Consider the following 13,722-nt stretch of genomic DNA (forward strand, 5'->3'; position numbering starts at 1 on the left):
CTCGAAGGTCAGGCGCGGGGCAGCCGCGGGATGGCCGGGATCGCCGCCGGCGCGGCCGGTTCGTCAGCGGGCTGGCTGGCCCGCAGCTCCTCGATGCGGGCGGCGAGCCCGGCGACCGTGGGGGTCTCGAAGAGGCTGCGCATGGGCAGCCGCACCCCGGTGGCCTTGCGCATCGCGGCGATCAGCTGCACCGCGACCAGCGAGTTGCCGCCGAGGGCGAAGAAGTCGTCGTCCACGCCGACCTCGGGCGCACCGAGGCCGTCCCGCCAGACCTGGGCGATGGTCTTCTCCAGCTCGGTCGAGGGCGCGGCCGAGCCGCCGCCGGCGCCGCCCGTCGCGGTGGCCGGGGCGTCGGTCTCCGCTTCCAGGCTGTCCGTGGTAACCCGGGCCGAGCTCCGCCGGATGTCGGCGACGGTGCGGGTGGTGATGACCACCTGCGCGCCCAGGCCGGCGGTGAGGCTGCGGCGGAACGCCTCGGCCCCGTCCACCGGCCGGATGTCCTCGGTGACCGGGGCCGGCGCGGCCCCGGCGCCGGCCGGGGCGTCGGTGAGGCCGCCGGTGACCGCGCCCTGGTCCACCTTGCGCAGCACGAAGTCGCTGATCGCGACCAGTTCCCGGCCCTCGGGGTCGCGCAGCGACAGGTCGGCCGCCACCACCTCGTCGGTGGCGCCGGGCCGGTGCCGCAGGTGACTGTGGAAGGTGGCCGGCAGCGCCCCGCGCACCACGATCCGGCCGTACGACAGCGGCAGGTAGGTGCCGGAGCCCTGGCCGCGGCCGAACGCGGTGGCCACGTCCAGCAGCGCCGGGTGCAGCCCCCAGGAGGGCAGGTCGCCCAGCGCGGCGGCGGGCGCCTCGACCCGGGCCAGCTCCTCCCCCTCGGCCAGGTGGTGCTCGGCCAGCGCGGCCCAGCGGGGGCCGAAGGTGAGCATGCTGGTGCGGCCCCGGCCGAACGAGGCGTCGTCGTCGACCCGGCGCCCGGCGACGGCGGGCGTGCCGGCCGGTGGGGCGGGCTCGGTGGTCCAGCCGGCGGCGCCGCGTACGTGGGTGCGGAGCTGGCCGGCAGCCAGGCTGGCCACGGTGAAGTCGACCCCGTCCTCGGCGGGCGTCAGCTCCACCCGGTACTGGGCGACCATGCCGTCCGGCACCGAGAACGGCTCCAGGAAGACCACGTCGCGCAGTTCCACGGCGGCGTCCGGCCCCGGCGCGGGCAGCGCGGCGGTCACCGCGGCCCGCACCGACTCCAGGTGGGCGGTGCCCGGCACCACCGGCACCCCGCCGATGCGGTGCTCGTCGAGCAGCCAGTGGGTGGCGGCGGAGACCAGGCCGTGCAGCACGGTGCCGTCCGGACCGGCCACCTTCGTGGTGAGCACCGGGTGGTCCACCGGGCCAGTGACGGTGTCCCGGCCGGCGGCCCGGAAGGCGGCCGGCGCGTTGGTCTCCACGGCCATGCCGACCTCGGCCCAGCCGCCCCAGTTCTGCGACACGACGGGGGCGCGGAAGCCGGCGCCGGAGCGCGCCCAGGCGTCCAGGAAGGTGTTCGCCGCGCAGTAGTCGACCTGGCCGAAGCCGCCGATCACCGCGGTGATCGAGGAGCAGAGCGCCACGAAGTCCAGCGGCAGGTCGCCGAAGACCTGGGCCAGGGCGAGCGTGCCGGCGAGCTTCGGGGCGAGCACCCGCTCCGCCTCGGCCCGCTCCTTGATCTCGGCCATGCCGCCGCCGGGCAGGCCGGCGGCGTGCACGATGCCGTCCAGCCCGCCGAACCGGGAGACCGCCGCCTCGCGTACCCGGCGCAGGTCGTCGGGGTCGGTGACGTCGGCGGCGAGCACCAGCACCTCGGCCCCGGCCGCCTCCATCCGGCGGATCGCCGCGATGGCCCGGCCGGCCCGGTCGGCGCCGCCGTGCACCGCCAGGTGCTCGTCCCACCGGTCCCGCTCGGGCAGGCCGGAGCGGGCCAGCAGCACCAGCTTGGCCCGGGCCCGGCGGGCGAAGTCCTCGGCCAGGGTGACGCCGATGCCGCCGAGACCGCCGGTGATCAGGTAGCGGCCCGCCTCGCGCAGCACGCCCGGGGAATCCTCGGCGTCGACGGTGATCTGCTCGTAGCCGGCCACCCAGCGCCGGTCGCGGCGCAGCGCCACCTCCGGGTGCTCGGGGTCGACCGGGCCGCGCAGCTCGGCGGCGAGCGCGGCGACCCCGCGCGCGGCGGTGTCCGCGTCGACCAGGCGGACGGTGAGCCCGGGCAGCTCCACCGGCAGCACCCGGGCCAGGCCGGCCAGGGTGGCGTGCTCGGGCCTGACCAGGTCGTCGCCGCGCACGTCGCCGATGCCGGCGGTGACCAGGTCGAGGTGGATCCCCGCCTCGTCGGCGGTCAGCCCGGCGCCGGCGAGCGCCTGCACCAGGTGCAGCGCGCTGAAGAAGCCCCGGTCCTGGGCGGCCCAGGCGGCGGCGATGTCGGTGCCGGCCGGCTCGCCGTCGAGGGCGTAGGCGTGCACGATCCGGCGGGGCAGGTCGACGCCGAGCGCGGCGACCAGCGCCTCGTGGTCCTCGCGGACACCGGGGCGCAGCCGGAAGCCGGTGGCGGTGGCGGCGAAGGCGTCGCCGGCGCGTACCTCGACCGGGTTGTCGCCGGCGGCGCGCAGGGCCGCGACGAGCGCCTCGCCGCGCGGGCCGTCGGCCAGCACCAGGCACCGGCCCAGCGGGACGACGGAACCCGCCGGGGCGGCCTGCCGCCACACCGGCACGGCGAACCACTCGGGCAGCGGCCGGGGCCCGGTCTCGACCGGGGTCGCCGCCTGGTCCACCGGGTCCGGGTCGACCCAGTAGCGGCGCCGCTCGAAGGGGTAGGTGGGCAGCGGCACCCGCCGGGCGCCGGGGTCGACGGCCAGGGTCACCGGCACCCCGGCGCACCAGAGCGCCCCGGCGGTGCCGAGCAGAGTGGCCAGGTCGCCGGTCGGCTCGCCCGGCCCGGGCAGGCTGCCCAGCGGGGTCAGCTTCCGCTGCGCCTCGGCGGCCTTGGCGACCTGCATCCGGGCCAGGTTGGCGAGCTGCCGGCCGGGGCCGCACTCCACCAGCGCCCAGGTGCCCTCGGCAAGCAGCGTGGCCACGCAGTCGCCGAAGCGGACCGGCCGGCGCAGGTGCGCCGCCCAGTACGCCGGGTCGGTGGCCTGCGCCTCGGTGATCCAGGTGCCGGTCACGTTGGACAGGAACGGCACGGCCGGCGGGCGCAGCGGCACGCTGGCCATCAGCGCGGTGAACTCGTCGAGGATCGAGTCCATCATCGGCGAGTGGAAGGCGTGCGAGGTGCGCAGCAGCTTGGACTTGTTCTTGCCGCCCAGGCTCGCGGCGAACTCCTCGACCAGCGCGGTCTCGCCGGCCACCACGCAGGTGCCCGGGCCGTTGACGGTGGCCACCGACAGCCCGGCGGGCAGCCGGTCGGCGATCGTCGACTCGTCCAGCGTCACGGCGAGCATCGAGCCGGCCGGCAGCGAGTGCATGAGCCGACCGCGGGCGGCCACGACCCTCAGTGCGTCGGGAAGAGTGAGCACGCCGGCCACGGTGGCCGCGACGTACTCGCCGATGGAGTGGCCGATCATCGCGGCCGGTGCGACCCCGGCCCGCTGCCAGGCGGTGGCGAGGGCGTACTCGACGGTGAACAGGGCGGGCTGGGTGTAGCAGGTCTGGGTGAGTTTCTCCCCCGCCTCCGGGTCGCGGCCGAGGATCAGGTCCCGGATGTCCAGGCCCAGCTCGGGACGGAGCAGCTCGGCGCACTCGTCCACGGTGGCGGCGAAGGCCGGGTCCTCGGCGTAGAGCTCGGCGCCCATGCCGGCGTACTGCGACCCCTGGCCGCTGAACAGGAAGCCTACGTTTGGTGCTGGACGGTCGGTCAGACCGCGGTGTCCGCGCCGCGGATCGCGGAGGGCGGCAAGCGCCGTCTGGGTATCGCTGGCGACCACGGCGGCGCGGTGCGCGTACTGCTGGCGGCCGACCCGCAGGGTGTGCGCGACGTCGGCGAGCAGCTCGGGACCTCCCGCGAGACCGTGCTCCAGGTGGTCGGCGAGCCGCTTCACCGCGGTGTCCAGCGCGGTCGGGGTCTTCGCCGAGACCTGGAGCAGGTGCGCCGGGCGGACCCGCCGCTCGGTCCGGTACGCGGCCGGTGCCTCCTCCAGCACCACGTGCGCGTTGGTGCCGCCGATGCCGAACGAGCTGACCCCGGCGCGCCGCGGCCCGCCGTCGGTGTCCCACTTGGTCAGCGTGTTCGCCACGTAGAACGGGGTGTCGGCGAAGTCGATGGCCGGGTTCGGGGTCTCGTAGTTGATGGTCGGCGGGATCAGGCCGTGTTCCATGGCGAGCACCGTCTTGATCACGCTGACGATGCCGGAGGGCTGGCTGAGGTGGCCGATGTTGGACTTCACCGAGCCGATGCCGCACCAGCCCCGGTCGTCGGTGTCCTTCGTGTACACCGCGGCGAGGGCGGCGATCTCGATCGGGTCCCCGAGCGCGGTGCCGGTGCCGTGCGCCTCGACGTAGCTGATGGTGCGCGGGTCGATGCCGGCCAGGCCGACCGCCTGGGCGACCGCCTCCATCTGCCCGTCGATGCTGGGGGCGGTGAAGCCGACCTTGCCGGCGCCGTCGTTGTTGATCGCGTTGCCGAGCACCACGGCGCGGATGGTGTCGCCGTCGGCGATCGCGTCGGAGAGGCGCTTGAGGAGGGTGACCCCGACGCCGCTGCCCCACACCGTGCCGTTGGCTCCGGCGTCGAAGGGGCGGCACCGGCCGTCCGGCGAGGTGAAGCCGTCCATGCCGAGGTAGCCGACGTGCGGCAGCTCGATGTTGACGCCACCGGCCAGGGCCATGTCGCACTCGCCGTTGCGCAGCGCCTCGCAGGCGAGGTGGAACGCCACCAGCGAGGTGGAGCAGGCGGTGTGCACGGTCAGGCTGGGCCCGCGCAGGTCGAGGCGGTAGGAGACGTTGGTGGCCACGTAGTTCGGCGAGTTGCCGGTGGCCAGGGAGACCGCGCCGTGCGGGCTGCCGCCGACCCGCTTGTTGCGCAGCACGTTGCGGTGCAGGTAGGTGTTGCCGCCGGTGCCGGCGTAGACGCCGACCGCGCCGTCGTAACGGGCCGGGTCGTAGCCGGCGTCCTGGAGCGCGGTGTAGCAGGTCTCCAGGAAGAGGCGGTGCTGCGGGTCGGTGATCTCGGCCTCGCGGGCGGTCATCCCGAACAGGCCGGCGTCGAACTCGTCGTAGCCGTCGACCAGCGGGGCCCGGCTCACCCAGCCGGGGTCGTCGACCTCCTCGGGGGTGGCGCCGCGGGCGAGCTGCTCCTCGCGGGTCAGCTCGGTCACCGACTCGACGCCGTCGACCAGGTTGCGCCAGAACTCGTCTACGTCGGCCGCGCCGGGTAGGCGGGCGGCGAGTCCGACGATCGCGATCGGGTCGATGCCGTCGTCGGTGGCGGGAATGTCGTTCTGCATCCGGGTTGTCCTTAGCTCACGCGGTGCGTCGGGGAGGGGTTGCGGCGTCACGGCTGGTTCGGTCGTCGGGGTGGGGTACGGCGAGCCCGGCCACGCCGGGCGGCGGCCCGCAGCGCGGCACGGGCCAGTTCCGGCGGGTCGGCGGCGCCGTCGAGGCTGGCGGCGAGGGCCCGCACGGTCGGGTGGCGGAACAGGTCGAGCATGGTGAGGGAGCGGCCGGTGGCCTCGGTGAGCCGGGCGTGCACGGCGGCGAGGGCCATCGAGTGGCCGCCGATGTCGAAGAAGTTGTCGGCGACCCCGACCCGGTCCCGGCCGAGCACCTCCCGCCAGATGCCGGCGATCAGCTCCTCGCTCGGGGTGAGCGCGTCCGGCCCGGTGGGCAGCGGGGCCCGGGCCGGCTCGGCGGCGGCCACGGTCATCGCGCCGAGCGCCGGCACCCGTACCGCCGGCCGCGGCAGCTCGGGGGCGACCTGGTCGGTGGGCGCGTCCGGGTCGGCCGCGAGGGCGCCGACCAGGGCGGCCAGGTCGGCCAGGAGCGCCTCGATCCGGTCGGCGTCGAACAGGTCCGGGTTGTGCACCACCTCGACGCCGGCCCGGCCGTCGCGTTCCACCACGTAGACCGTGATGTCGAAGGGCGAGCCGGGCTTCGGCACCGGCACCGGCTCGACGGCCAGGCCGGTCAGCGCGAGCCGAGGCGGGACGAAGTTGAGCACGTTGAACAGCACCTGCACGAGCGGGGCGCGGGAGGTGTCCCGGCCGACGCCGAGCGCCTCGACGATCCGTTCCAGGGGCGCCCCGGGGTGCTCGGTGACCGCGTGCAGCTCGGCGGCGCACCGGTCGACCAGCCCGGCGAAGGTCGCCCCGCCGGTGCGCACCCGCACCGGCACGGTGTCGATGAAGAAGCCGATGACCTCGTCGAAGGCGGCCAGCCGCCGGTCGGCCACGATCGCGCCGAGCACGTGGTCGTCACCGCCGGTGAGCCGGCGCAGCAGCTCGCCGAAGCCGGCCAGCAGGACGGCCGCGACGGTGGTGCCGCGCCGGGCGGCCAGCTCGCGTACCGCCCGGTCGGCCGCCTCGGTGAGCCGCACCGCGGCCTCGACGCCGGCGTAGGTCTGCACCGCCGGGCGGGGCCGGTCGCGGGGCAGGTCCAGCGCGGTCGGCGCGCCGGCCAGGTGGTCGGTCCACCAGGCCAGGTCGGCCGCGCCCCGGCGGCGGTCCCGCTCCGCCCGCCAGACCGCGTAGTCGGCGTAGCCGGCCGGCAGCGGCGGCCGGGCCGACGGGGCGCCGGCGAGCGCCCGGGCGTACGCGCCGGCCAGCTCGTCGTAGAGCAGCGCCTCGGACCAGCCGTCGAAGACCGCGTGGTGCACGGTCAGGGCGAGCACGTGGGTGTCGGCGGCGAGCCGGTAGACGGTCACCTGCCAGGGCGGCCCGGTGGCCAGGTCGAAGGCGTGCCCGGCGCCGGCGGCGAGCATGATGGCCAGCTCCGCCTCGGCGTCGGCGGCGCCGGTCAGGTCGACCACCGGCACGGCCACGTCGGTCGGCTCCTCCCGGACCGCGTACGGGACCCCGCCGGTCTGCGGGATCCGCCAGCGCAGCACGTCGTGCCGCTCGGCCACGACGCGCAGCGCGGCGCCGAGCGCGGCGGTGTCCAGCGGCCCGCGCAGCCGGTGCGCGACGGCGATGTTGTACGGCGCGCTGGACGGGGCGAGCTGGTCCATGAACCAGAGCCGCCGCTGCGGCGGGGAGAGCGTGGGCGGGTTGCCGGTGGTCAGTCCCTCGCCGTCGGCCGGGGCGGCGGCCCGCACCCGGTCCACCAGCGCGGCGAAGGTCCGGGCGGTGAAGAGGACCCGGGTGTCGACCTGCCGGTTCAGCTCGGCGCGGAGCGCGGCGACCAGCCGCATGGCGGCGATGGAGTTGCCGCCGGCGGCCAGGAAGTCGCTGTCCGGGCCGGGGTTCGCGCCGAGCAGCCGGGCCCAGAGCCGCCGGACCGCCGTCTCGACCGGGTCACCGCCGGTGACCTCCTCCGCGACCTGCGGGGCGGCCGTGGCGAGGGCGCGCAGCGCCGGCCGGTCCAGCTTGCCGCTGGTCGGGCTGACCGGCAGCGCGGCCAGCCGCACCGTGCGGGCCGGCAGCATCGCGGTGGTCAGCCGGGCCCCGGCGTACGCGCGCAGCGCCGCGTCGTCGGGCGCGTCGGCGGGGGTGAGGAAGGCGACCAGCTCGGTGCCGGCCGGTCCGGGCACCGCCTCCACGGCGACCCGGTCGACGCCGGGGTGCCCGGCCAGCACGGCCTCGACCTCGCCCAGCTCGATCCGCTGCCCACGCACCTTGACCTGCCGGTCGGCCCGGCCCAGGTAGACGATCCGGCCGTCCGGCGCCTGGCGGACCAGGTCACCGGTGCGGTAGAGCCGCTCCCCCGGCCGGTCGCCGAAGGGGTCGGGGACGAAGCGCTCGGCGGTCAGCCCGGGCCGGTTGAGGTAGCCGTCGGCCAGGCCGGGGCCGCCGATCAGCAGCTCGCCGGTCTCCCCCGGCGGCACCGGGCGCAGCTCGGCGTCCACCACGTACGCCCGGTGGTTGGGCAGCGGCCGGCCGATCGGCACCGGGTCGGTGTCGGCGGCGGTGAGGTCGCCGCTGACCGCCAGCACCGTGGTCTCGGTGGGGCCGTAGGCGTTCAGGAAGCGCCGGCCGGGGGCCCAGCGGGCGACCAGCTCGGCCGGGACGGCCTCACCGCCGCAGAGCAGCACCCGCCAGGAGGGCAGCTCCGCAGGGTCGAGCAGGGCGAGCACGGTCGGGGTGATGAAGCCCCAGGTCACCTCGTGCGCGGCGAGGAACCGGGCCAGCCGGACCGGGTCGGCCCGGTCGTCGGCGCCGAGCAGCTGCACGGCGCCGCCGAGCAGCAGCGGCACGAACAGGTCCATGGTGGCCGCGTCGAAGCCGAGCGAGGCGATGCCGAGGCTGCGTACCGAGGCGTCGGCGCCGGTCAGCGCGGCGACCCCGGTGACGAACTCGACGACGTTGCGGTGGGTGGTGAGCACCCCCTTGGGCCGGCCGGTGGAGCCGGAGGTGAACAGCACGTACGCCGGGTCGCCGGGACGGGCCGGGCAGGGCTGGACGGCGGCGGGGCCGGGCAGCCCGACCGCCTCGACGCCGGGCTCGTCGCCGAACTCGGCGGTCGCGGCGTCGCCGGCCACCACCCGGACGCCGGCGTCGCGGGCGATCTCGCGCAGCCGTTCGCGGGGCCCTCCCGGCTCCAGCGGCACGTAGGCGGCGCCGGCCAGCAGCACGCCGAGCACGGTGACCACCAGGTCGGGGGTACGCGCGCCGCAGACGCCGACCCGGTCGCCGGGACCGATCCCGCGCTCGCGCAGCGCGGCGGCCAGCCCGGCGGCCCGGTCGACGAGCTGCCGGTAGGTGAGCCGGCTGTCCCACTGGCGTACCGCCACCGCGTCGGGGGTGCGGGCGGCCTGCGCGGCGACCAGGTCGGCCAGGGTCGCGTCCGGCCAGGGCACGTCCGCCCCGTACGCGGCGCTGACGGTCAGGATGTCGGTCACCCGTGGTCTCCCCGGTGCTCGGCTGGGTCGGTGATCTGGAGGCGCAGTTCGTTGACGTAGCCGCGGCCCTGCGCGTCGGTCACCCAGGTCTCCGCCGGGGCGGGCAGCAGCTCGCTGACCACCACCGGCACGTCCGGGCCGGTCCGGTGGGCGGCGTCCACCATGGCGCAGAGCGACTGCGCGTACAGCGGGCCGGTCAGGTCGACGTAGCAGGGCTTGATCTCGGTGCCGACCTTGACGAACACCCGCTCGGGCAGGCCGGCGGCGGCCCGCCACCGGCGCACCGCCAGGTAGCGCGCGGTCTCGTCGGCGTGCCCGGCCAGGCCGCACGCGCCCGCCGTGGTGCGCCAGGTGCGCCGGGCCACCACCAGCCGGTCGATGGTGATCCGGGGCATGTGCGGGGCCGGGTCCAGCAGCTTGAAGGCGTCTAGCAGCAGCGAGTTGAGCAGGCCGGCGAAGACCTCCATCAGCGGCCAGGTCTCGTCGCCGGGGAAGACCGCGACCAGCTCGTCGCCGGCGCGCTCGACGGTGACCGCGGTGGCCGCCACCAGCCGGTCGACGTCGCCGCCGTGGGCGGTGTCGATGCCCAGCTCGCGGTCGGCGGGTCCGGTCAGGGCGTAGGTGGTGCGGGTGGTCCGCCGGGGAAAGCTCTCCGGCCAGAGCACCCGCAGCCGGGCGGGGCCGAGGTCGGTGTCGAACGCCGCCCGCAGCGCCGCCGGGTCGGGGTGGAACGGGCTGAACACGGCGCTGTCGAAGGTGATGGCGGCCGGGTGCAGCTCGCCGAGGACGAGCAGGAACTCGCCGCGCGCGACCGCCTCGGGTGAGGCCGCGGCGAGCTGCACGTCCGGGTTGTGCAGCCGGGCCGACGGCCAGCCGGGCCGGGTCGCCGGAAAGAGCCGCCGGACCGGCTCGGCCAGGTCCTCCGCGCGCAGCCGCAGCTCCGCCTGGTCGGCGGGGAGGTCACGGAGGGCGAAGAGCTCCGCCCACCGCTCGGTTAGCGCGGCACCGGCGCGGGCGATCGGGCCGTCGGGGGCGACCAGCGTCCCCTGGGCCAGCGACCAGAGGTCGGCCAGCCGCACCGGGCCGTCGGCGGCCAGCTCCTCGTGCAGCTCCCGGAAGGTCTCGGCGCAGCCGGCGCCGACCTCCGTGGTGAACCACCGCGCGGTCCGCAGGACCACGGCCAGCGGGGCGGCCAGCGCGTCCAGGACGGCCGAGCCGACGGTGAACTCCAGGTCCCGGGAGGTCTCCTCGTAGCAGACGGTGCGGCCGACGTACATCTGGCCGCTGTGGCGGGTGGCCGGGCGCCCGGTGACGGCGGTGAACTCGGTGTTCAGCGCGGTCAGGGCGGCCCCGAGCCGGTCGGGATCGCCGGCGGCGGCCGCGACCGCGCCCCGGGCCGCGCGGAGCCGGTCGAAGTCGGCCGCCACCCGGGCGCGGACGCCCTGGTCGCCGATGGCCCCGATCCGCTCCGCGAGGATCCGCTCGGCGTCCGGGCTCACCGGAAGGTTCGCGCCCCAACTGAGCCGGCCCCGGTCGACCCACCGGTCGAGCAGCAGGTAGACGTCGTCGACCTGGTGCACGTCGCCGTCGGCGCGCATCCGCTCCGCCAGCTCGACCGCGGGGGTCCGCCCGTCGCAGGCGGCGAGCAGCCGGGCCTCCGTCGGGGTCAGCGCGATCGGCGGGTGCAGGGGCCAGCGCAGCTGACGCCCCTCGACGGTCAGGTGGGGCTGCAGGGCGGGCGCCCACCAGCGGCGCACCGCCAGGTCGTCACCCAGCCGATCGGCGTACGCGATCAGCGCCCACGCCTCGAAGACCACCTGCCGGCGGTCGACCAGCGACGGGCCGGGCGCCAGCCGGACCCCCGGCTCGTCCGGGTCGAAGGTCCCCCAGCAGACCGGGCCGAAGAAGCCGATCGTCTCCGCCTTGCCGCAGTAGCGCTGCCAGTAGCGCAGCAGGCTCAGTTCGCGCTTGCGCCGGCGCACATTGCGCACCTCGGGATCGGTGCGCAGCAGGCCGTCGAGCGCGATCAGCATGTCCGGGTTCTGCCAGGTGACCGCCTCGCGCAGCAGCGGGTCGGCGGCGATCTCGTCGACCACGGCGGAGGACGCGGCGAACGCCTCGCGCAGCGTCTTGTCAAGCAGTTCCGGGCTGCCCGTGCCGGCCAGCACCGCGTCGGCGACCGCCGCCGCCTCCGGCGCGCCGAACCGGTCGAGCCCGTCCGCCGGGAACCCGGCGGTACGCAGCACCACGTCCCGCCAGACCGACCAGCCGGTCTCCCCGAGCGGCAGCAGGTGGCTCATCGGTTCTCCGCCCCGTGGGTGTCCACGATGTGCAGGCGCAGCTCGCTGAAGTAGCGGCGACCGGCGCCGTCGGGCACCCACGCCTGATCGGCGGTGGGCAGCATCTCGCTGACCGTGAGCGAGGCGCCGTCGCCGCCGTCGACCCGGGCGGCCCGGACCATGGCGCAGAACATGTTGGCGAAGGCCGGACTGGCCAGATCGACGAAGCAGGGCTTGGTCTCGGTGCCGAGCTTGATGTAGACCTGCTCGGGCAGGCCGAGCCGGCGCCGCCAGTCCCGGACGGCCAAGAAGCGCTGCCGCTCACCGGTGGCCAGGGCCAGGCCGCTCTCCCCCACCGTGGTCCGCCAGGTCTGCCGGGCCACCACGAGCCGGTCCAGCGTGATCCGGGGGGTGTAGGGCGCGGCGGCCACCAGCTTGAAGCCGTCGACCGCGTGCGCGCTGAACAGCTCCGCGAAGATCTCGGTGAGCGGCCAGCGCTGCCCGTCGGTGGCGGTGGCGACGAGCCGGCCGTCGACCTCGGTGACGGTGAGGTCCACGGTGGGCAGCACCCGGGCCGGGTCCGCGCCCGGGGCGTCCTGGAAGGCCAGGTGCCGGTCGGTGGGCCCGGTCAGCGACTCGGAGGTGCGGCTGGTCCGGCGCGGCCACTCGCTCGGGAAGAGCAGCCGGACCCGCCGCTCGCCCATGTCCTCGGCAAGCGCCGCGCGCAGCCGCTCCACCTCCGGATGCGACGGGGTGAAGACCGCGCAGTCGAACGAGGACCAGGCGGCGTGCAGCTCACCGAGCACCACCGTGTACTCGCCCCGGGCCAGCGCCGCCGCGTCGGCGGCGCAGATCTGCAGGTCGGGGCTGTGCATCACGGCGTTGGACCAGGTCGGCCGGGCGCCGGGGAACGCCGCGTCGACCCGGTCGGCCAGGTCGGCCACCCGCAGCCGCACGTCGGTGGTGCCGGGCGGCAGCGCGTCCAGCCCGAACAGCCCGGCCCAGCGGGCGGCGAAGTCGGCGGCGACCGCGTCGACCGGCCGCTCGCCCCCGCCCCAGAACAGGCCCTGGGCCAGGAACCACAGGTCCGCCAGGGCCACCGGAGCGCCGCCGGCCTCGCCGCGCAGCTCCTCGTGGAGCCCGCGGAACACCTCGTCGTACGCCTCGGCCAGGGCGTTGGCCATCCACCTGGCGGCGCGCAGCAGCACGTCCAGCGGGGCGGCCAGCTCGGCCAGCAGCGGCGCGCCGAAGACCACGTCCAGGTCGCGGGCGCTGTCCTCGTAGCAGATGGTCCGGCCGGCGTACATCTGGCCGGCGCGGCGGACGGCCGGGACACCGGTCAGCTCGGTGAAGGTGGCGTCGAGGGCGTCCAGGGCTTCGCGCAGCCGAACCGGGTCGCCGGCCGCCTCGGCCACCGCGTCGCGGGCGGCGCACAGCCGGTCGAACCCGGCCTGGGCGGCGCTCCGGGCGGCCTCGTCGCCGATCCCCGCGATCCGGTCCCGCAGCACCTGCTCGGCGTCCGGGCTGACCGGCAGGGCCGCGTCCCAGCTGATCAGTTCCCGCTCCACCAGCCGGTCGAGCAGGGCGTACCCGTCCTCGGGGCGGCGCAGCCCGATGGCCGGGTCGGCCACCAGGTCGGCGGCGCTACGGTGGCCGTCGGCGGCGGCGAGCAGGGCGGCCTCCACCGGGGTCAGCGCCAGCGGCGGCCGGCCGGGGCGCAGCACGGTCCGGTCCCGGACCGCGAGGTGGGGACGCAGCACCGGCGGCCACCACCGGCGGACGGCCAGGTCGGCGCCGATCCGCTCGGCGTACGCGGCCAGCGCCCAGGACTCGAACCAGACCCAGCGCCGGCGGGTGAGCCCCGCGCTGGGGCGGATCCGGGCGGTCTCCGGCTGGTCGGGGTCGACGGTCACCCAGCAGCTCGGGCCGAAGAAGCCGACCGTCTCGTTCTTGCCGCAGTAGCGCTGCCAGTACTTGAGCAGCGCCCGCTCCCGGTCCCGGCGCCGCACGTTGCGGGGCGCGTCGGCACCGGCGCGGGCCAGCCCGTCCAGCGCCACCAGGGCGCCCCGGTTCTGCCAGGTGACCGCCTCGCGCAGCAGCGGGTCGGCGGCCAGCTCGCCGATCCGCTGGGCGCCGGCGCGGACCGCCTCGTCGAACTCCTTGTCGTACCGGTCCTCGCCGGTGCCGGTGGCGAGCAGCTCGTCGGCGGCCGCGGCGGCCCGGGGCGCGGTGAACAGTTCCAGGCCGTCGGCCGGGAATCCGGTGGTGCGCAGGATGGCGTCGCGCCACACCGACCACGCGGTGTCGCCGAGCGGCACCCGGTGCGCGCTGCCGGCGGTCCCGCGGCCGGCGGCGCGCACCGGGGGCGGGGCCGCGGCCGGCGCGCCCGGGCGGGGGGGGGCGGGGCCGCGCGCCCCCCCCCCCGGG

General features: G+C 76.7%; 4 protein-coding genes. All 4 read right to left on the bottom strand.

Going from position 1 to position 13,722, the window contains the following annotated elements; genetic code table 11:
- Positions 1 to 8: 8 nt before the first annotated feature.
- On the bottom strand, positions 9 to 5,468 hold the full coding sequence (locus AB0F68_RS33100) for an SDR family NAD(P)-dependent oxidoreductase (RefSeq protein ID WP_357345449.1): 5,460 nt from the start codon (positions 5,466 to 5,468) through the stop codon (positions 9 to 11).
- Positions 5,469 to 5,515: 47 nt separating this feature from the next.
- On the bottom strand, positions 5,516 to 9,016 hold the full coding sequence (locus AB0F68_RS33105; RefSeq protein WP_357345451.1) for an amino acid adenylation domain-containing protein: 3,501 nt from the start codon (positions 9,014 to 9,016) through the stop codon (positions 5,516 to 5,518).
- The gene (locus tag AB0F68_RS33110) at positions 9,013 to 11,316 is read right to left on the bottom strand and encodes a lantibiotic dehydratase (RefSeq protein WP_357345453.1); all 2,304 of its coding nucleotides are present in this window, start codon (positions 11,314 to 11,316) and stop codon (positions 9,013 to 9,015) included. The genes AB0F68_RS33105 and AB0F68_RS33110 overlap by 4 nt, the downstream gene beginning before the upstream one ends.
- Positions 11,313 to 13,722, bottom strand: a 2,410-nt coding sequence (locus AB0F68_RS33115) for a lantibiotic dehydratase (RefSeq protein WP_357345455.1), incomplete at its 5' end; no start/stop codon positions are given. The genes AB0F68_RS33115 and AB0F68_RS33110, both read right to left, overlap by 4 nt.

Source organism: Micromonospora sp. NPDC023966, from assembly GCF_040639095.1.
Lineage (GTDB): Bacteria > Actinomycetota > Actinomycetes > Mycobacteriales > Micromonosporaceae > Micromonospora.

What these genes read in the sequence shown, in the direction of transcription:
- AB0F68_RS33110 (WP_357345453.1), bottom strand. Translation starts at nt 11,316, where the DNA reads ATGAGCCACCTGCTGCCGCTCGGGGAGACCGGCTGGTCGGTCTGGCGG.
- AB0F68_RS33100 (WP_357345449.1), bottom strand. Translation starts at nt 5,468, where the DNA reads ATGCAGAACGACATTCCCGCCACCGACGACGGCATCGACCCGATCGCG.